11 protein-coding genes are annotated in these 19,449 nt (G+C 72.0%); 3 read left to right on the top strand and 8 right to left on the bottom strand.

Features of this window, described 5'->3' with window-relative positions:
• Positions 1–89 precede the first annotated feature (89 nt).
• The 3 genes from ABD353_RS26675 to ABD353_RS26665 all read right to left on the bottom strand — a co-directional run bounded on the left by ABD353_RS26675 (position 90) and on the right by ABD353_RS26665 (position 2,870).
• A complete protein-coding gene (locus tag ABD353_RS26675) occupies positions 90–401 on the bottom strand; it encodes a hypothetical protein (RefSeq protein ID WP_344626220.1) in 312 nt (103 codons plus the stop codon).
• A 35-nt stretch (positions 402–436) separates the two neighbouring features.
• The gene (locus ABD353_RS26670) at positions 437–667 is read right to left on the bottom strand and encodes a hypothetical protein (RefSeq protein ID WP_344626219.1); all 231 of its coding nucleotides are present in this window, start codon (positions 665–667) and stop codon (positions 437–439) included.
• Positions 668–818: 151 nt separating this feature from the next.
• A complete protein-coding gene (locus ABD353_RS26665) occupies positions 819–2,870 on the bottom strand; it encodes a carbohydrate binding domain-containing protein (RefSeq protein ID WP_425555253.1) in 2,052 nt (683 codons plus the stop codon).
• Positions 2,871–3,252: 382 nt separating this feature from the next.
• Between ABD353_RS26665 and ABD353_RS26660 the strand changes: the two genes are divergently transcribed.
• Positions 3,253–3,762, top strand: a complete 510-nt coding sequence (locus ABD353_RS26660) for a SigE family RNA polymerase sigma factor (protein ID WP_344626218.1) — start codon at positions 3,253–3,255, stop codon at positions 3,760–3,762.
• A 38-nt stretch (positions 3,763–3,800) separates the two neighbouring features.
• Positions 3,801–4,607, top strand: a complete 807-nt coding sequence (locus tag ABD353_RS26655) for a hypothetical protein (protein ID WP_344626217.1) — start codon at positions 3,801–3,803, stop codon at positions 4,605–4,607.
• A 19-nt stretch (positions 4,608–4,626) separates the two neighbouring features.
• Here ABD353_RS26655 and ABD353_RS26650 read toward each other — a convergent pair whose 3' ends face one another.
• From ABD353_RS26650 to pulA, 4 genes are all read right to left on the bottom strand, one after another.
• On the bottom strand, positions 4,627–4,965 hold the full coding sequence (locus ABD353_RS26650) for a P-II family nitrogen regulator (protein ID WP_030269157.1): 339 nt from the start codon (positions 4,963–4,965) through the stop codon (positions 4,627–4,629).
• Complete coding sequence (locus tag ABD353_RS26645; protein WP_344626216.1) at positions 4,962–6,281, bottom strand: ammonium transporter; 1,320 nt, start codon at positions 6,279–6,281, stop codon at positions 4,962–4,964. Before ABD353_RS26645 ends, ABD353_RS26650 begins: the two co-directional genes overlap by 4 nt.
• 216 nt (positions 6,282–6,497) lie before the next feature.
• Positions 6,498–8,828, bottom strand: a complete 2,331-nt coding sequence (locus tag ABD353_RS26640; protein ID WP_344626215.1) for a M4 family metallopeptidase — start codon at positions 8,826–8,828, stop codon at positions 6,498–6,500.
• Between the two features lie 512 nt (positions 8,829–9,340).
• Positions 9,341–14,875, bottom strand: a complete 5,535-nt coding sequence (pulA, locus tag ABD353_RS26635) for a pullulanase-type alpha-1,6-glucosidase (RefSeq protein ID WP_344626214.1) — start codon at positions 14,873–14,875, stop codon at positions 9,341–9,343.
• A 479-nt stretch (positions 14,876–15,354) separates the two neighbouring features.
• Here pulA and ABD353_RS26630 point away from each other — a divergent pair, with 479 nt between their 5' ends.
• A complete protein-coding gene (locus ABD353_RS26630; protein WP_344626213.1) occupies positions 15,355–16,320 on the top strand; it encodes a phosphatase PAP2 family protein in 966 nt (321 codons plus the stop codon).
• Between the two features lie 55 nt (positions 16,321–16,375).
• Here ABD353_RS26630 and ABD353_RS26625 read toward each other — a convergent pair whose 3' ends face one another.
• The gene (locus tag ABD353_RS26625; RefSeq protein ID WP_425555252.1) at positions 16,376–19,393 is read right to left on the bottom strand and encodes a bifunctional [glutamine synthetase] adenylyltransferase/[glutamine synthetase]-adenylyl-L-tyrosine phosphorylase; all 3,018 of its coding nucleotides are present in this window, start codon (positions 19,391–19,393) and stop codon (positions 16,376–16,378) included.
• Positions 19,394–19,449: the final 56 nt, after the last annotated feature.

Genomic DNA, 19,449 nt, shown 5'->3' with positions numbered 1-19,449 from the left:
CCCCCCCCCCCCCCCCCCCCCCCCCCCCCCCCGCCCCCCCCGCCCCCCCCCCCGGGGGGGGGCCCCCCGCCGTCGGACGGAGCACCGGGTCAGCTGCCGTACCGGGCGGCACGGGCCTCGGCGTACGGGCACGGCGGGAATTCGGGGTGCTTCACCCGGCCCGCGAGGGCCTCGACGACCACGGCCCACGCGCCTGCGGCCCCGACCGGCTCACCGCGGTCCACGGCCACCTTCGCCCTCGCCATGTGCCTGTCCACCACGTGGGACCAGGCATCGAAGGCCGCCACCACCTCGGGCCCGCAGGTGCCGGGCTCCGCCCGGTTGCGTCGCTGCCGGGTGATGACGAACGCCCTGGCCGCGTCGAGCTGTTCGCCGGTCGGAGGGGTGGGGGCCGTACTCACGGGCGTCCTCGCTGCCGGTCCGGTCGGGGCCGTGGTCACTCGTCGTGCGAGTGCCGGTAGCACGGTACCGGGCCGTCGGGGTCGAGCCGGTAGACGCTGGTGGTGGGCCAGTACTCGCCGGCCTCGGTGGCGGGGAGGTCGGCGCGCAGGACCATGCGGAGGGAGGGCGGGGGCGCGAACGCGTGGACGCGCTTCAGATGGCCGTCCCAGCGGCCGCCGCGGAGTTCGAGGTCCAGGATCGCGAAGGTGGTGGGGGTTGTGGTCACGCCGGCGATGCTGGCAGCCGGGCGCCGAGCGGGGCGACGGGACGGCCCGCACTCCACTCCTTCGGGGGGTTTCGCCGCGGCAACCGTGACGGCCGCCGCACCACGGGGGTGCGGCGGCCGTCCGGGTGGGGCCGTCGGGTCGGGACGGGTGTCAGCTGCGGAAGGTGTCGTTCAGGGTGACGAGGCCGCTCGCCGGGACGGTGGCCGTCCGGTTCGCGCCGCTCTCCCAGGTGACGTTCCCGCTCGCGTCCTTGCGGATGTACTTGTACTCGAAGGCGGTGCCGGCGGCCGTCGCGACGTCCAGCTTCCAGACCGGGTAGCTCGCCGAGGAGAGCAGCAGGGCGGAGCCGGTGTTCCAGTTGCCGAGGGCCGTGTTGTTGCCGACCACGTAGATGTTCTGGCCGGTCACGGTGGTGGCGTTGACCGCGAACGAGGCCCCGGTGGTGGAGGAGGTCGGGGTGCTGGTCGGGGTGGCCGTCGGGGTGCTGGTGGCGCACGGGTCGCCGCTGCCGACCACGCCGTCCTTGACGGTCACGTTGCCGGTGCCGAGCGCGTAGTTGGCGCTGTTGTTGTTGTCCCAGGTGCCGGAGCCGTTGTTGAAGGTGGCGGCGAGGCTGGCGGCGCTGCCGAGGTCGGCGGTGTACTTGACCCAGCCGGTGCAGGCCGCGGTCATCGCGACGCCGGGAGTGGTCGTCCAGGTGCCGCCGGTGGGCGCGTAGTGCAGGTAGTAGGCCGACCAGTTCTTGTCGGTGGAGTAGAAGACGGTCGCGCTGTTGCCGCCGGTGGGCGTGGCGGTCGGGGTGGAGGTGGGCTGGCCGCCCGCGCCGACGTAGATGGCGACGGCGTCGCCGGCACCGACGGTGGCGGTGAACTTCCCGTCGGAGCCGACGGTGTAGCTGGTGCCGGTGCAGCCACCGGAGACCGGGTCGCCGTGCTGGACGTCGCAGTAGGTGCCGGCGGGCAGCGAGGTCTGGAAGGTCTGGGTGATCGAGGAGGACTCGCGGTTGATCGCGACGAAGCCCTTGCTGCCGCGGCCGAACGCGACGGCGTTGTTGCCGTTGGACCACCAGTTGGTCATCGCGGTGCCGGAGACGGCGTTGCGGAAGCCGACCATGTTGGCGACCTGGCGCCAGGCGTGGGTGCAGTTCCAGCCGTCGCTGTAGCAGGCGTTCACGGTGCCGCCGTTCGGCGGGCCGTCGTCGTTGTTGGTGAAGGCGTAGCCGGAGTAGACGTTCGGCGAGCCGTACGGGTGGGCCAGCATGAAGACGTTGGCCAGCGTGTAGGCGGAGCCGTACTTGTAGTTGAGGGTCGAGCCGTTGCGCTCGGTGTCCCAGTTGTCGACGAAGGTGCGGGCCTGGTTGCTCGCGAGCAGGCCGTTGCCCCAGGTGGACAGGTCGGAGATCTTCCCGCCGTTGAAGGCGCTCTTCAGCCAGGTGCCGGAGCGGAACTCGTCGACGTCGCCGAGGCCGGTGTACTCGGACGGCTGGATCGGCTCGCCGGCGCCGTAGATGACCTCGGTCACCCAGTAGGCGTTCGGGTTGCTCATCTTCGCCTTGACGGCGGACAGGTCGGAGGCGGCGATGTGCTTGGCGGCGTCGATCCGGAAGCCGTCCACGCCGAGGGTGAGCAGGTCGCTCAGGTAGTTGGCGATGGTCTGCTGGACGTAGCTGGAGCCGGTGTCCAGGTCGGAGAGGTTGACCAGTTCGCAGTTCTGCACGTTGGAGCGGTCGCCGTAGTTGCTGATCGCCTGACGGCAGGAGTGGAAGTCCTGGTCCTGGTAGTAGCCCGGGTAGTTGTACTTGGTGTAGACGGTGCCGCCGGTGCCCGTCCCGGAGCCGGCCGACATGTGGTTGACCACCGAGTCGGCGATGACCTTGACGCCCGCCGCGTGGCAGGTGCTCACCATGGACTGGAAGGCGGTGCGGTCGCCGAGCCGTCCGGCGATCTTGTAGCTGACCGGCTGGTACGACGTCCACCACTGGGCGCCCTGGATGTGCTCCTGGGGCGGTGAGACCTCGACGAAGCCGTAGCCCTTGGGGCCGAGCGTGTCGGTGCAGGCCTTGGCGACGGAGTCGAACTTCCACTCGAAGAGGGTGGCGGTGACGTCCTTGGTGCTGGGCGGGGTGGCCTCGGCGGTGGGGGCGATCGAGAGACCGGCACCGATCGAGAGGGCCAGGGCGGCGGACGCGGTGAGTGCGCCGATCGCGCGGCCTCTGCGGCCCGCGCTGACGGTGGTGACCACGGTGTCTCCTGGGGCTGGGTGGGGGTGAGCCTGGCCGCCCGCGACGCAGGGGGTGTGGCGGGCGGTGGCGCAGGAGTGGTGCGGAGGGTGGGGGCGCGACCGCGATACGCCGTCTGCGCGGAACCGACTGTGCGAGTTTCTGCAAGACCATTGAAACTTGCAGGAAACTTGCAACGCACCGAAGTTACGACCGGTGTGAACGGAGCGTCAAGGGAGTGGAAGGCAACGAATCGGACTCACCGGTAACATCCGCGAACTCCTGTGATACCTCACACCCGACCCGCCGCATCTAAGAGGGGGACGCCAACCACACCGACAATCGAACGCACCGGGGGACGACGGCATGGAGAGAGCACTCGACTTCGAGGAGTTCGCGAGCTCCCGCACGCGCAGGCTCTTCCAGGTCGCGTACCTCATGTGCGGGGACTGGCACCAGGCGCAGGACCTCGTCCAGACGACGCTGGCCAAGATGTTCGCCGTCTGGCCACGGCTGCGCCGACGGCAGGACGAACCCGGGCTCGACGCCTACGCCCGCACCGTCCTGCTGCGCACCTACCTCTCGCAACGCCGCCTCAAGCGCTCCACCGAGGTCGTGCTCGCCGAGATGCCCGACAATCCGCAGCCGGCCGGCCACGGCAGCGACCTGAAGCTCACCCTCGCCGCCGCACTCGGCCAACTCCCGCCCCGCAACCGGGCGGTGGTGGTCCTGCGGTACCTGGAGGACCACAGCATCGAGGCGGTCGCCGACATGATGGGCATCTCCGCCGGAGCGGTGAAGAGCCTCAACACCCGCTCCCTGGCCCGACTACGGGAGATCCTCGGCGAGGACCGCGAACTCCTCTTCCGGCTCTGATCCCTCCCCGCCCCTTCACTGCTCCCGGAGTGCGCACCATGGACATCGAAGACGACCTCAGCAGGCTGCTCGGCGCGGGCGCCGACCGGATCCACGTTCCCGTCCAGACCATCGTCGCCGAGGCCACGAGCCGCGGCCGCAAGCTGCGCCGCCGCCGGCGGATCACCCGGGCGCTCGGCGCGGTCGCCGCCGTGGCCCTGCTCACCGGCGGGGTGGCCGCGTTCGGCCCCGACGGCTCCGACCGCAGCCAGGCACCCGCGACGAACACGCCCAGCGCCTCGGCCGTGCCCGTCCTCGGCCCGACCGACCCCCCGGTGAACGGCAAGGTCGCCACCAGCGGGGCCGGGCTGCTCGGCATCCTCGCCGAACTGCTGCCCGACTCGACCCGGTTCACCTCGTTCGCCGGCAGCGGCCACCCGGACGAGTCCGCCATGATGCGGGTCGACGTGGACTTCGGCGACCACCTGCCCAGCACCGTCACCGTGGAACTCAGGAAGGACTGGGTGAAGGACGTCTGCCCCCAGGGCGACAGCCCGCAGGCCCGCGCCTGCATCGACCTGCCCGTCGGGGAGCACCTGTACGTGGACTCCGTCCCCGGCAACACCCTCTCCGAGAGCTACCGGATCCAGGTCAGGCGCAAGGACGGCTCGGCGGTCGAGATGGCCGTCTACAGCGGGCAGCTCAACGCAGCCAACAGCGAGAATCCCGTCACCCGCACCCGCCAGGAACCGCCGAAGACGCCGAAGTTCTGGATCGACGTCGCCAAGTCCCCGCTGTGGACCCTGCGCGTCCCGGTCGACACCGCCAGGGACGGCGCCACCCGGGCCTCCGCCGTGCAGCGCTGAGCGCCCCGGCCGGGCGGGGTCAGACCGCGTCCGGCCCGCGCTCGCCGGTGCGGACGCGGACGATCCCGTCCACCGGCACGCACCAGACCTTGCCGTCGCCGATCTTCCCGGTGCGGGCGGCGGCGACGATGGTGTCCATCACGTCCTCGGCGTCCTCGTCCTCGACGACGACCTCGATCCGCACCTTGGGCACCAGGTCGATCCGGTACTCGGCGCCGCGGTACACCTCGGTGTGGCCGTGCTGGCGCCCGTAGCCGCTCGCTTCGGTGACCGTGAGCCCGTGCACCCCGCGCTCCTGCAGCGCGGTCTTGACCTCGTCCAGCTTGAAGGGCTTGACGACGGCGGTGATCAGCTTCATGCGGTGGCGGCCTTGTCGGACGGGTGCTGTGCCAGCACGGTGGCGTGGGCCGTCGTGCCGTGGCCCAGGACGCCGTGATCGTACGCGCTCTCGGCGTGCACGGCGAGGTCCAGGCCGGTCAGTTCGTGCTCGGCCGGGGCCCGGAAGCCCATCAGCCGGTCGATCGCCTTGCCGATGCCGTAGGTGGCGCCGAAGGCGTACCCCCCGACCACCGCCACCGCCAGCAGCTGCTTGCCGATCAGGGTGAAGCCGCCGTGCAGCAGGCCGACCGGGCCGCCGGTCATCACGGCGGAGGCGAAGACGCCGATCAGCACGGTGCCGATCACGCCGGCGACCAGGTGGACGCCCACCACGTCCAGCGAGTCGTCGTAGCCGAAGCGGAACTTCCAGCTGACCGCGTAGGAGCAGACCACGCCGGCGGCGAGGCCGACCGCCAGCGCGCCGAGCAGGTCGACGCTGCCGCAGGAGGGGGTGATCGCGACCAGGCCGGCCACCGCGCCGGAGGCCGCGCCGAGCGTGGTGGCGTGGCCGTCGCGGCGCTTCTCCACCAGCAGCCAGCCCAGCAGGCCGGTGCAGCCGGCCGCCTGGGTGTTGAGCAGGACGGCGGCGGCGGTGCCGTTGGCGCCGAGCGCGGAGCCCGCGTTGAAGCCGAACCAGCCGAACCAGAGCAGGCCGGCGCCGAGCACCACCAGCGGCAGGTTGTGCGGCCGCATGGCCTCCTTGCGGAATCCGAGGCGCGGGCCGAGCAGCAGGGCGAGGGCCAGGCCGCTGGCGCCGGAGTTGACCTCGACCACCGTGCCGCCCGCGTAGTCCAGGGCGCCGAGCTTCGACAGCACCCAGCCGTCGGGCGAGAACACCCAGTGCGCGACCGGCACGTAGACCAGCAGGGTCCAGGCCGCGGTGAAGGCCACCCACGAGCCGAACCGGGCACGGTCGGCGATCGCGCCGCTGATCAGCGCGGCGGTGACGATCGCGAAGGTGAGCTGGAAGGTCGCGAAGAGCAGGGTCGGCACGTGGCCGGTCAGGCTCGCCGGGGCGATGCCGGCCATGCCGAGGTGGTCGAGGGTGCCGATGACGCCCCAGCCGCCGGCGTCCGGGCCGAAGGCGAGCGAGTAGCCGGCCACCAGCCAGACCACGGTGACGACCGCGATCGACACGAAGCTCATCATGATCATGTTGAGCACGCTCTTGGTGCGGACCATGCCGCCGTAGAACAGCGCGAGCCCGGGGGTCATCAGCAGGACGAGCGCCGTGCTGGCGAGCAGCCAGGCGGTGTCGCCGGTGTCGAGGCCGGCCGTGGAGTCAGCGAGCAGCATGCGGAACCTTCCCGTGCAACGCGCCTGCGGGTGGTGGTGGGCGCGCCGGTCGGGAGAGTCTGTCCGGGCCGTATTTCCCGCTGCGGACACCCGTGTTTCCGCGGTGTTTCGTGTTGCGCGGGGGTTTCCGGAGTCTCACACCGCGAGATGGCGGTGGGGATGCGCGAGGGGCCGGCGGCCGTGGCCGCCGGGCCCTCGCTCACTGCCGGATCAGGCTCAGCTCGTCTGGATCGAGGTGTCGTCGATCACGAAGCTGGTCTGCAGCGAGGAGTCCTCCACGCCGTTGAACTTCAGGGTGACCGACTGGCCCGCGTAGGCCGACAGGTCGATCGTCTTCTGGCTGTAGCCGGTCGCCTTGTTGAGGTTCGAGTACGAGGCGACGGTGGTGCCGTTGACCGTGACGGTCAGCTTGTCGTACGCGGTGGAGGTGGTGGTCTCCGCCGTGTCGATGTGCAGCCAGTAGCTCAGGGTGGCCTTGCAGCCGGCCGGGATGCTCACCGTCTGCGAGAGGCTGTCCGTGTGGGCGGAGCCGTAGCCGTCCAGCCAGGCCTTCCAGGAGCCGCTGTGCGCGGCCTCGGAGGTGGAGCTGTCGATCACGCCGCTGGAGGAGGTCCAGGTGGTGCTGCCGGACTCGAAGCCGGCGTTGCCGAGCAGCTGCGCCGGGGTGCAGCTGCCGCCGCCACCGGAGTTGACCGTCCAGGTGAAGCTGGTGGTGCCGGTCTTGTTCGCGGCGTCCTTGGCGGTCACCGTCACGTTGTAGGTGCCCGCGGTGGTGGCGGTGCCGGTGATCAGGCCGCCGGAGCTGATCGACAGGCCGGTCGGCAGGCCGGTGGCGCTGAAGGTCAGCGGGGCGGTGCCGCCGCTGGCCTGGATCTGCAGGTTGGCGGTGCCGTTGAGGGCGGTGGTCTGGTTGCCCGGGTTGGTGACGGTGACGGTGCCGCTCGGCAGCGAGCCGACGTTGACCGCGGCCCAGGCGGTGGCGACCGCGTTGTACTCGGCGCTGCCGTTGCCGTACAGGTCGGTGGCGGCGTTCAGGGTCGCGGTGCGGGCGGCCGCGTAGTTGGTGGTCGAGGTCATGTAGACGCTCAGCGCGCGGTACCAGATCTTCGCGGCCTTGTCCCGGGTGATGCCGGTGACGGCGATGTTGTTGACCGTCGGCGAGTTGTAGCTGACGCCGTTGATGACCTTGGCGCCGCTGCCCTCGGCCAGCAGGTAGAAGAAGTGGTTGGCGACGCCGGACGAGTAGTGCACGTCCAGGTTGCCGACGCCCGAGTACCAGGAGTCGGCGGAGCTGCCGTCCTTGGAGGGCTTGTCCATGTACCGCAGCGGCGTGCCGTCGCCGTTGATGTTGATGAGCTCGCCGATGAGGTAGTCGGGGTTGTCCGACGGGATGTTGGCGTTGAACTCGACCATGCTGCCGAAGATGTCGGAGGTGGCCTCGTTGAGGCCGCCCGACTCGCCCGAGTAGTTCAGGTTGGCGGTGTTCGAGGTGACGCCGTGGCTCATCTCGTGGCCGGCGACGTCGAGTTCGGTCAGCGGGGCGTTGTTGCCGGAGCCGTCGCCGTAGGTCATGCAGAAGCAGCCGTCGTCCCAGAACGCGTTCACGTAGTTGTTGCCGTAGTGCACGCGGCTGTAGGCGCCGACGCCGTCGCCCTTGATGCCGCTGCGGCCGTGGACGTTCTTGAAGTAGTCCCAGGTGGCCGCGACGCCGAAGTGGGCGTCGACCGCGGCGGACTCCGAGTTGGAGGCCGAGCCGTTGCCCCAGGTGTCGGTGGACTTGGTGTACAGGGTGCCGGTGCCGGAGGTGCCGTGGTTCAGGTTGGTGGTGTAGCCGTTGCCGCGGCCGCCGTCCTTCATCTGGTACGTCGAGCCCGACAGCGTGGTGCCGATGGTGACGTTGCCGACGAAGACGCCGGTGCCGGTACCGGTCTTGATGCCCTCGGCCTTCTGGATCACGTTGCCGGTGGTGGCGTCGGTGATCACGTGCAGCTTGCTCGGGGTGCCGTCCGACTCGGTGCCGGAGACGACGGTCTCCCAGGCGAGGCGCGGGGCGCCGTCGGCGGCCCAGACGACCAGCCGCGGGGCGGTGTCCAGGGCGGAGCCCGACTCGGCGGCCAGCGCGGTGGCCTGCGCCTTCGGCGCGGCCAGCTTGGGCGTGGTGTTCACGCCGGTCAGAACGGCCTGGCTGGCCTTGTCCACGCTCTTGGTCGCACCGGCCGCGGTCTGGTGCACGACCAGGTCGCCGCCGAGGACGGGGAGTCCGGCGTACGTGCGCTCGTACCGCAGGTGGCGGGTGCCGTCCGCGTCCACGATCGCGTCCTTGACGACGAGCTTCTCCTGCGCGCCGAGGCCGAGCGTCTGGGCGACGGCGGCGCTGCGCTGGCCTGCGTCGGACAGCAGCTGGGCGCGGTTCACGGCCGCCTGCGGGGCCACGGCGGAGGGCGCGGTGGGTGCGGCGTTGGCCACGACCGGGATGCCGGTCACCAGCAGAGCAGTGGTGGCCGCCAGCGCGGCCATACTCACCCGGGCAGGGGTGTAGCGGGACATGCGGACTCCTTTTCCGACCGGTCGCGGGGTCACGAGCGGTGGAGAGAACCTGGGCCGCGGGGTTGCGGCGCAGCGGGGGCCCGGGCCGGTGGGTGCGCGGCTCGGGTGCGGTGCAAGCAGAGGCGGTGCAGGTGGAGCGGCGGCGCTGGACCTGTCGTTGGTACGGCCGCACCGGGGGTGGGGGACCAGCCCGTCTGCGGCCGGAGGAATCGTGGCAGCAAACGGCCGATGAATGACAGATGCATGCCACCAGATTGGCCAAGAAACGCCAACGGGCGTTAACGCCTGACGGGAAGTCGCCTCGATCACCGCGGCGGACCTCCGCCGCGGCGCGACGCGGCCCGCCGGTGGCCGGATCGGCCCCTACCGGCCCGGCGGTGGGGCCGGTGGGTGCGCGAACCTGTTGCTGCGTACCTGACATGACGCACCATCGCGCCGCCGGGGATCGGTTTTCGGCCAAAACGAAGGGGCTCCGCATGGCTGCGGAGCCCCTTCGTCCTACGGACGTTCCGTCAGTGCTGGACGAACACCGCCACCGTGCGGGCCGGCACCGTGAAGGTGCCGGTGGCCGGGTCGAAGGCGGACTGCTTCACCATCGCGTCCGCGCCGCCGGCCAGCACCGGGTGCAGCGCCTGACCGGTGCCCTTGAGGGCGGCCAGGGTCTGCTGCTGGGCGGTGGGCGTGGCGTTGAAGACCACGGTGATGCCCTTCTCCGCACCGGGCAGGCCGGTGCCGTCCAGGTGCATGGTGATCACACCGGGGGCCTCCGCGGCGGTGCCGGAGAGCGGGAAGGACAGCCGCTTCTGCACCTCGGCGGCGGTGCTCAGCGAGAACAGCGGCGAGGACTGCCGGATCCGCAGGAACTGCTGGTACATCGAGGTCGAGGCCTTGGTCTCGTTGCAGCCGACGGCCAGCTTCGGGTCGGCGAGCAGCGACTTGGCGGTCGGCCACATCGACTTGTTGTCGGCGGCCATCGGCAGGCCGCGGCCCCAGCCGTTGCCCTGGGTGCAGTCCCAGTGGATGGCGTTGAACCAGTCGCCGGAGTCGAAGGCGTTGGCGTCCAGCGACTTGGAGCGCAGCAGGTCGCTGCCGGCCTGGGCGAAGCCGGGGCCCTGGCTCAGCGCGGTCAGCGACAGGCCGAGCGCCTGCATCCGGGCCCGGTCGGCCGGCGAGGTGCCGGTCGGCAGCTTGTAGGCGAGGGCGTCGAACAGGTCGGCGTTGTCGTGCGCGTCGAGGTACTCGACGGCCTCGCCGGGCTGCGCCGCGTAGCCGGTGGGGGCGCCGTTGTAGTCGACGGCCTTGCCGGTGACGGTCTTCCCGTTGGTGTCGGTGAAGGAGTAGCCGGCCAGGTTGCCGGTGAGACCGACCTTGACCTGGTCCATCTGGTGCAGCAGGCGGGCCTTCTGCTCGGCCGCGGTGCCGTTGTCCGCCGAGCCGTTGGGGTCGGTGAACAGGCCGGAGGCGAAGCCCTGCTGGGGCGCCGAGGAGAGCATGAAGTTGCCGCCGCGGGCGGCGTCGCGGATCCGGTCGTTGAAGGTGGCGATGCCGGTGCCGGCCATGTTGGTCTGGGTGGCCTGGACGAAGCGGGCGTCGTTGGCCACGACGCCGAAGTTCCAGCCCTCGCCGTACAGGAAGATGTTCTTCCCGTCGACGCCGTCCTTCTGCGGGGTCAGCGCGCGCAGCGCCGACTGCACGTCCAGCATGGTCGACTTCGGGTCGATGCCCATCAGGTCGAAGCGGAAGCCGTCGACGCGGTACTGCCGCGCCCAGGTGACGACCGAGTCGACGACCAGCTTGTTCATCATGGCGTGCTCGGGCGCGGTGTCGGCGCAGCAGCTGTCCGTGGTGACCTTGCCGGTGTCGCTGAGCCGCTGGTAGTAGCCGGGGACGATCTTGTCGAGCACGGAGTGCTCGGCCTGTCCGGCGGCGGCGGTGTGGTTGTAGACCACGTCGAGGACGACCCGCAGGCCGGCGTCGTGCATGGCCTGCACCATCTGCCGGAACTGCACGGTGCGGGCGGTGCCGTTGGGGTCGGTGGCGTACGAGCCCTCGGGCACGGTGTAGTGCAGCGGGTCGTAGCCCCAGTTGTAGGCGTCGTCGGCCTGGACGGCGGCGACGCACTCCTGCTGCTTGTCGCTGTCGGCGGCGAGCGAGGCGAGGTCGCAGGCGGGCAGCTTCTGGTCGGCGCGGTTCTCGCGGATGGTGGCGATGTCGAAGGTCGGCAGCAGGTGGATCGTGGTGACGCCGGCCTTGGCGAGGTCGCGCAGGTGCTGCATGCCGGCCGAGGCGGAGTGGGTGAACGCCAGGTAGGTGCCGCGCTCGTCGGCCGGCACGGTGGTGTCGGCGCTGGAGAAGTCGCGGACGTGCAGCTCCTGGATCTGCTGCTTGGTGGCGGGGATCGCGGCCGGGCTGCGGTGCGTGTCCCAGCCCTTGGGCTTGGTGCCCGGGGCGGAGAGGTCGGCGACCAGGCTGCGGGTGGAGTCGGTGGAGAGCGCGACGGCGTACGGGTCGGTGACGGTGTTGGTCACCACCTGCTGGACGCTGGGCGCCCAGACCTTGACCTCGTACGTGTAGTACTTGCCGTCGAGGTCGTCGCGGTCGCGGGCGAGCGACCAGACGCCGGTGGCGTCGTCCCGCTTGAGCGGCACGTTCTTCGGGGTGCCGCCGGTGGCCTTGTCGTACAGGTCGACGGAGACCTCGGTGGCGGTCGGCGCCCAGAGCGACAGGGTGACCTTGCGGTTGTCGTCGCCGAACCAGCCGCTCTCCTTGCGGCCGCTGTAGACCGGGCCGAGCTGGGCCTTGGCGGCCTTGGCGCCGTACAGGTCGTCGAGGGCGCCGGGGATCTGCACGCCGGTGGCGGCCAGCGCGGCGCCGTTCGGCAGGTGCTCGCTGAAGATCAGCTGGCTGCGCAGGGCGTCGGTGATCCGGCCGGTGTCGCGGCTGTCGACGGTGAAGGCGCGGTAGCCCGCGAGGTGCGGGAACTTGCTCTTCTGGGCGTCGGTGAGGGTGCCCGGGTTGAGCCGGATCCAGCGGCCGGGCTTGCTGAGCACGCCCTTGTCGACGGTGATGCCGCCGGCCGGGTCGAAGATCAGCTGGGCGCTGGTGCCGCCCTTCAGCGCGGCGTCGCCGGCGCCGTAGTTGGCGGGCACCACGACGGTCTTCGCGTCGATCCACTGGGCGCGCGCGGAGGTGAGGTCGAGCTGCGAGGAGGTGCCGGCGGCCTGCGGCAGCAGGTAGCCCTCCTGGCCGCCGACGATCCAGATCTCGCGGCCGCTGGTGGCGAAGTTCAGCGACTGGTCCTGCGGCAGGTCCTTGTCGTTGCCGTTGTGGAGGATGTAGCTGAGGCTGGTCGCGCCCTCGGCGAGCGGCACCTCGAAGACCGCGCCGTACGCGTCCTTGCGGGCCGGCATCAGCGGGCTGCCCCAGTCGGTGGGGTTGGCGGCGCCCGTCCAGTCGTGCAGGCCCCAGCCGTCGTAGTTGCCGTCGGCCCGGTGGTAGTGGATGACCGCGGTGTTCTCCTTCACCGGCACGGCCGGGTCCGGGTCGGCGGTGCGGACGGCCGGGTCGCCCTCCTTGATCCACACCTCGCCGGTGGTGCCGAGGTCGATGTGGCGGTCGGCGTCGACGTCCTTGGTGCCGTTGTTCTCGACGACGAAGCCGACGTCGGAGGCGCCGGACTTCAGCTTGACGTAGGCGAAGGCGCCGTAGGCGTCGCGGCCGACGAAGCCGTGACCGTCGGGCCAGGTGGTGGACTCGCCGTCGGCGAGGTCGCCCCAGGCGTACAGGTTCCAGCCGTCGTAGTCGTTGTTCTTGCGCTGGTAGTGCACGACCGCGTACGGGCGGGAGGTGGAGCTCGGGGCCTGCTGCGGCACCGGGGCGCCGGTGGTGAAGGAGCCGGTGGTGGAGGCGAGCCGGCCGGCCGAGTCCTGGACGACGGCCTTGTAGCGGACGACGGTGCCGGGGGCGGCGGCCGAGACGTCCTGGGTGACCTTGAAGGAGCCGTTGTCGGCGGTGCCGAGGACCTGCCACGGGCCGGTGCCGACCTGCGCGGCGAAGGTGACCCGGTTGAAGCCGCTGCCGGGCACCGTGGCGCCGACGGTGACGGTGCCGGTGGAGCCGTCGGCGGGCGCCTGCAGGGTGATCTGCGGGCCGGCGGCGGGCTTGGCGAGCTTGCCGGCCGCCTTGTAGACCACCGAGGACATCGGCGGCACGGTGACGGTGAGCTTGCGGTCGGCGCCGGTGGTGCTCTTGGCGCCGGCGGCCGGGTAGACCGGCCGGAAGTCCATGCCGGCCGAGTAGGTGTCCACGGCGACGGTCTTCGGCTCGGCCGCGTTGTTCACCGCGACCAGGTACTCGACCTGCTGCTTGGCGTCGATCCGGGAGAAGGCGTACACGCCGGCCCCGTCGGCGGCGTACCGCTCGATCTGGGCGCCGTCGGCGAGCGCCGGGTGGGCCTCGCGCAGCGAGGCGAGGTCGGAGATGCCCTCGTAGAGCGCGCCGTGCTTGCCGTACCGGTCCGCGGAGCCCTTGCTGCCGCCGATCACGTTGTCGGCGTTGTACGAGGGGGTCTTGGAGGCGAACATGTCCTGCCGGGCGTCCTTGTCGCCGCCCGCGCCGGTGAAGCCCTGCTCGTCGCCGTAGTAGACGACCGGCTGGCCGCGGGTGAGGAACTGCAGCTCGTTGGCGAGCAGGTCCTTCTTCAGCAGCAGGTCCTGGCTCGCGCCCGGGTTGTCGCTCTGCAGGAAGCTGCCGAACCGGCCCATGTCGTGGTTGCCGAGGAAGGTCGGCAGCTCGTAGGCGTCGGTGGCACCGGTGGTGTAGCGGTAGTCCTGCGCGTACAGCTCGGCGAGGGACTTGGCCGAGCCGTTCTGCGAGACGAACCGGCGGGCCGCGTCCTGGAAGGCGAAGTCCAGGGTGGCCTGCAGCTTGCCCTTGGTGACGTACGGCGCGGTGACGGACGGGTCGGCGGAGTAGACCTCGCCGAACATGAAGAAGTCCTTGTTGCCGCGCTGGGCGGCGAACTGCTTGAGCGCGGGCGCCCAGTTCTGCCAGAACGCCATGTTGACGTGCTTGACGGTGTCGATCCGGAAGCCGTCGACACCGGCATCGGCGACCCAGGTCTGGTAGATCTTCTTGAAGCCCTCGACGACCTTGGGGTTCTGGGTGTCCAGGTCGTCCAGGCCGGAGAAGTCGCCCTCGGTGGCGGACTCGCCGACGAAGGTCGAGTTGCCGCGGTTGTGGTAGAGCGAGGGGTCGTTCAGCCAGGACGGCACCTTGGCGTTCGCGTCGGCCGGGGTGCGCAGCACCGGGCTGTAGGGGAACGAGTCCTTGGTGATCTTCGGCCAGGCGGTGCCGGCGTCGGCGACGGCGGTCTCGTCGACCGGGTTGCCGTCCGCGTCCAGGGTCGGGTAGGCGCCGGCGGAGCGGTAGTCGTAGCTGTGCTCGGCGAAGTCGACGACGTCGGCGGTGTGGTTGGTGATGACGTCGAAGAAGACCTTGATGCCCTTGTCGTGCGCCTTGCGGATCAGCTCCTTGAGCTGGTCGTTGGTGCCGAAGTGCGGGTCGACCTGGGTGAAGTCGGTGATCCAGTAGCCGTGGTAGCCGGCCGAGGCGTCGGCGCCGGTGCCCTGGACGGGCTTGTTCTTGAAGATCGGCGCCATCCAGATGGCGGTGGTGCCGAGGTCCTCGATGTAGTCGAGCTTGTCGATCAGGCCCTGCAGGTCGCCGCCGTGGTAGAAGCCCTTGTCGGCGGGGTCGAAGCCGTTGTCGAGACGGCCGCCGGTGATGCCCCCGGTGTCGTTCGCGGTGTTTCCGTCGGCGAAGCGGTCGGGAAGGACGAAGTAGAACTGCTCCCGCGTGAGGTCGTGCCGGGCCGCGGTGGCGGCGAGCGCGGCGTCGGTGGGCGGGGCGGGCGGGGCCGCGGCGGCGGCCAGCGGAGCCGAACCGAGGGTGGCGGAGATCAGGGACGCGGCCAGCAGGACGGCTGCTCGGCGGGGTCTGCGGTACGGGGTGGTGCTCCGAGAACGGCGGGGCTGAGCATCGGCCACGGCGGGCTCCCTTGGGGCGGCTCGTTCGTCATTGAGTTGAGGTGGCGTGGACGCTAGCGCGCTGCAAGATGTTTCAGCAAGATGCAGAAAATGTTGCAACCAACCTCTTGACCGAACCGTTGCGAAGGCCGCAGAGTCGTACGTGTGCCCGGGTAGTACCGCCGGATGCCGGGCGCGTTTCACGGGGATTGCTGCCCGTCGGGTCCGGACGACCCGGTCCGGTGCCTGACAGCACCCGACGGGCTCCCCCGTGGAACCGCACCGCGCGAGGGCGCCGGGGCCTCCCCCGCCCCGGCGCCGCCCCGGCCCCTCTTCGGCCCGTCCCCCCGGCTCGACCTCTGTGATGCGCACACGCAACAATGGATTGCATGCGTCCCCCCAGGCTCACTCCCCCTCCGACCGCAGGGGGACAGCCGGTGAAGAATCCCCGACCAGAGGATGAGCGGACGGCCACGGGACGTCTGGCAGACTTCTCGTCCATGGGGGAACCGACCGAGATCCACGCAGCCGACGCCGACCGCGCCGGCGCGGCGCCCATCGGCGGTTCCGTCCCGGGCGAGGCCACGCACCACAGGACCTCTCTGCCGGACGGAGCCACCAGCGCCGCCCGTACGCGCTCCGCCGCGCTCCGCGCGCGGGTCCGCACCCAGCGCCGCTCCCCCGCCCGGCCGCGGCTCTGGTTCGAGCTGGCGCTGATCGGCATCAGCTACTGGCTGTACTCGCTGGTGCGCAACGCCGTCCCCGAGCAGGCCGCGATCGCCCAGAAGCACGCCGACTGGGTGTGGCGCTTCGAGCGCACGCTCGGCGTCGGCATAGAGCGGGCGGTCAATCACACCGTGGACCGGGCCGAGTGGTTGATCGTCGGTATGAACTACTACTACGCGACCCTGCACTTCATCGTGACCATCGGGGTGCTGGTCTGGCTGTACCGCAGACATCCCGGCCGCTACGCGGCCACCCGGACGGTCCTCTTCGTCACCACCGGCATCGCGCTGGTCGGCTTCTACTGCTTCCCCCTGGCACCGCCCCGCCTGATGACCGGCGGCGGCTTCGTCGACACCGTCGCCGTCCACCACACCTGGGGGTCGATGGCCTCCGGCCCGGCGGCGCACGTCTCCAACCAGTACGCGGCGATGCCCTCGATGCACATCGGCTGGTCGCTCTGGTGCGGTCTGACGATCTTCTTCCTGGCCCGCCGCACCTGGGTGCGGGTGCTCGGCCTGCTCTATCCGGCGGCCACCCTGGTCGTGATCGTCTCGACCGCCAACCACTTCTGGATGGACGCCGTCGGCGGCGTGCTCTGCCTCGCGGTCGGCTTCCTGGCCGCCCGGCTGCTCTACCACGTCTGGGCGTACCAGCTGCCCAGGGTCCCGGGCGGGCCGCGCCCACAGCCGGTCACCGTGCCGGTGCACTGGACGACCCCGGTCGGCGCCGGCCGCAACTGACCGCGGGCCGCCCCCGCCCGCGCTCCCCCGGCCCCCGGACCCCGGGGGGCAACCGTCACGGACCGTAGAACAGCCGCTCCACCACCGCGCGGGCCCGCCGGGTGGTGCGCCGGTAGTCGTCCACCAGCTCCCCGGAGTGCCCGGCCCCGTAGCCCAGGTAGCGGGCGACGCCGGACAGCTCCCGGGCGTCGCCGGGGAAGCTGTCCCCGGCCCGGCCGCGCACCAGCATCACCGCGCTGCGCACCCGGGAGGCCAGCACCCAGGCGGTGTCCAGCACCAGGGCGTCCTCGTGCGAGACCAGCCCGGCCCGCGCCGCCTCCGCCAACGCCGCCCGCGTCCGGGTGGTGCGCAGCCCCGGCAGCTCGTGGCCGTGCTGGAGCTGGAAGAGCTGCACCACCCACTCGACGTCGGCGAGGCCGCCCCGGCCGATCTTGGTGTGGGTGGTCGGGTCGGCGCCGCGCGGCAGCCGCTCGGACTCGATCCTGGCCTTGATCCGCCGGATCTCCACCAGGTCGCGCTCCGGCACCCCGCCGCCCGGGTAGCGCAGCGGGTCGATCAGCGCCCGGAACCGCTCCCCCAGCGCCGCGTCGCCCGCCACCGGCTCGGCCCGCAGCAGCGCCTGGCTCTCCCACACGTGCGACCACCGCCGGTAGTAGGCGGCGTACGAGGCGAGGGTGCGCACCAGCGGGCCGTTGCGGCCCTCGGGGCGCAGGTCGGCGTCGACCAGCAGCGGCGGCTCGGTGGAGGGGGCGGCGAGCAGGGTGCGCAGCTCGTTGCAGACGGCGTGCGCCGCCCGGGCGGCGTCCTCGTCGAGGGCCTCCAGCACCGGCTCGTGGACGAGCAGGACGTCCGCGTCGGAGCCGTAGCCCAGCTCGTGGCCGCCGAAGCGGCCCATCGCGATCACCGCGATCCTGGTCGGCAGCTCGCCGTTGCGGGCCTCCCAGCCGGCGGTGCAGGCCCGCAGCGCGCCCTGCAGGGTGGCCGCGTTGAGGGCGGTCAGGGCCTCGGCCGCGGTGTCGAGGGCCTCCGCGGGGTCGTCGCCGAGGCGGCCGAGCACGTCGGCGGCGGAGGTGCGGAACAGTTCGCGGCGGCGGACGGCGCGGGCCGCGGCCACCCCGGCGGCGGCGTCCCCGGCCCGGCCCACCGCGGCGAGGATCTCCTGCTCCAGCACGGCCCGGCCGCGCGGCACCAGGCCCTGCGGGTCGCCGAGCATGGCGACCGCCTCGGGGGCGCGCAGCAGCAGGTCCGGGGCGAGCCGGCCGGCCGACAGCACCCGGGCGAGCTGCTCCGCGGCGGCGCCCTCGTCGCGCAGCAGCCGCAGGTACCAGGGGGTTCGGCCGAGCGCGTCGGAGACCTGCCGGAAGTTGAGCAGTCCGGCGTCCGGGTCTGCGGAGTCGGCGAACCAGCCGAGCAGGACGGGCAGCAGGGTGCGCTGGATGGCGGCCTTGCGGCTGACGCCGGAGGCGAGGGAGGACAGGTGGCGCAGCGCGGCCGCGGGGTCGGCGTAGCCGAGCGCCTCCAGCCGGGCCTTGGCGGCGTCCGCGCGCAGACCGGCCGCACCGGCCGGCAGCTCGGCGACGGCGTCCAGCAGCGGCCGGTAGAACAGCCGCTCGTGCAGGCGGCGGACCTCGACGGCGTGCCGCTTCCACTCGCGCTGCAGGGCGGCGACCGGGTCCGCCCGGGTGTCGTCGTTGATCAGGACGGCGAGCGAGCGGGCCAGCCGGCGCTGGTCGGCCTGGCCGGTCGGCATCAGGTGGGTGCGGCGCAGCCGGTGCAGCTGGATGCGGTGCTCCAGCGCGCGCAGGAAGCGGTAGGCGGTGTCGAGCGAGGCGGCGTCGGCGCGGCCGACGTAGCCGCCCGCGCTGAGCGCCTGCAGGGCCTGCAGGGTGTTGCCGCTGCGCAGCGAGGGGTCGGTGCGGCCGTGCACCAGCTGGAGCAGCTGGACGGCGAACTCGACGTCGCGCAGGCCGCCGGGGCCCAGCTTGAGCTGCCGGTCGAGTTCGGTGGCGGGGATCGCGTCGACGACCCGGCGGCGCATCTGCTGGACGTCGGCGACGAAGTTCTCCCGGGCGGCGGCCTGCCACACCAGCGGGGCGATGGCCTCGGTGTAGGCGGCGCCGAGCTCCTCGTCGCCGGCGACCGGGCGGGCCTTGAGCAGTGCCTGGAACTCCCAGGTCTTGGCCCAGCGCTGGTAGTAGGCGAGGTGGCTGGCGAGGGTGCGCACCAGCGGGCCGTTGCGGCCCTCCGGGCGGAGGTTGGCGTCGACCGGCCAGATGACGCCCTCGCCGGTGGTGTCGGAGCAGATCCGCATCAGCCGGGCGGCGAGCCGGGTGGCGGCCTGCATCGCCCGGTGCTCCTCGGTGTCCTCGGCCGCCTCGGCGACGAAGACCACGTCCACGTCGGAGACGTAGTTGAGTTCGCCGCCGCCGCACTTGCCCATGCCGATCACGGCCAGCCGGCAGGCCGCTGCGGCGTCCGGGTCCTCGGCGGAGGCGATGTCCAGGGCGGTCTGCAGGGTGGCGCCGGCGAGGTCGGCGAGTTCGGCGGAGGCCTGCGACAGGTCGGTGGTGCCGGTGAGGTCGCGGGCGGCGATGGCGAGCAGGCAGCGGCGGTAGGCGGTGCGCAGCACGTCGGGGCGGCGCGGCGGGTCGGCGGCCCAGACGCGCTCGGCGAGGGCGCGGCGGAACTCGGCGGCGCCCGGGTGGATGTCGTGCTGCTCGAAGCTGACCAGCGCGTGCCAGTCCTCCGGGTGGCGGGCCAGGTGGTCGCCGAGGGCGGCGGAGGCGCCGAGCACGGCGAGCAGGCGGTCGCGCAGCGGCTTGGCGGTGGTGAGGGTGTCGCGCAGGGTGTGCCGCTCGGGCTCGTCGAGGGCCTCCAGCAGGCGGGCGAGGCCGAGCAGGGCGAGGTCGGGGTCGGCGGTGGAGCCGAGCGAGTCCAGCAGCAGGGAGTCGTCGGCGAGGCCGGTGAGCGCCGGTTCGGCCAGGCGCGCCACGGCGGCGTCCGGGTCCTCGAAGCCGCGCCTGACCAGCCGGACCTCCAGGCGGCTGGTCCGGCCGCCGGTCCGTTCATCCACCGACATCGCCCCTCCCGATGTTCGCGGCCCGTCGGACGGGTGCGTGTCTACGAGCC

Source organism: Kitasatospora arboriphila, assembly GCF_039528095.1.
Classification (GTDB): Bacteria; Actinomycetota; Actinomycetes; order Streptomycetales; family Streptomycetaceae; genus Kitasatospora; species Kitasatospora arboriphila.
The sequence above is the reverse complement of the archived record's forward strand: the minus strand, read 5'-3'. Positions and strand labels throughout refer to the sequence as shown.

Coding starts and splice junctions, on each gene's coding strand:
- ABD353_RS26650 (WP_030269157.1), bottom strand. CDS start 4,965: ATGAAGCTGATCACCGCCGTCGTCAAGCCCTTCAAGCTGGACGAGGTC.
- ABD353_RS26645 (WP_344626216.1), bottom strand. CDS start 6,281: ATGCTGCTCGCTGACTCCACGGCCGGCCTCGACACCGGCGACACCGCC.
- ABD353_RS26630 (WP_344626213.1), top strand. CDS start 15,355: ATGGGGGAACCGACCGAGATCCACGCAGCCGACGCCGACCGCGCCGGC.
- ABD353_RS26655 (WP_344626217.1), top strand. CDS start 3,801: ATGGACATCGAAGACGACCTCAGCAGGCTGCTCGGCGCGGGCGCCGAC.
- ABD353_RS26640 (WP_344626215.1), bottom strand. CDS start 8,828: ATGTCCCGCTACACCCCTGCCCGGGTGAGTATGGCCGCGCTGGCGGCC.
- ABD353_RS26660 (WP_344626218.1), top strand. CDS start 3,253: ATGGAGAGAGCACTCGACTTCGAGGAGTTCGCGAGCTCCCGCACGCGC.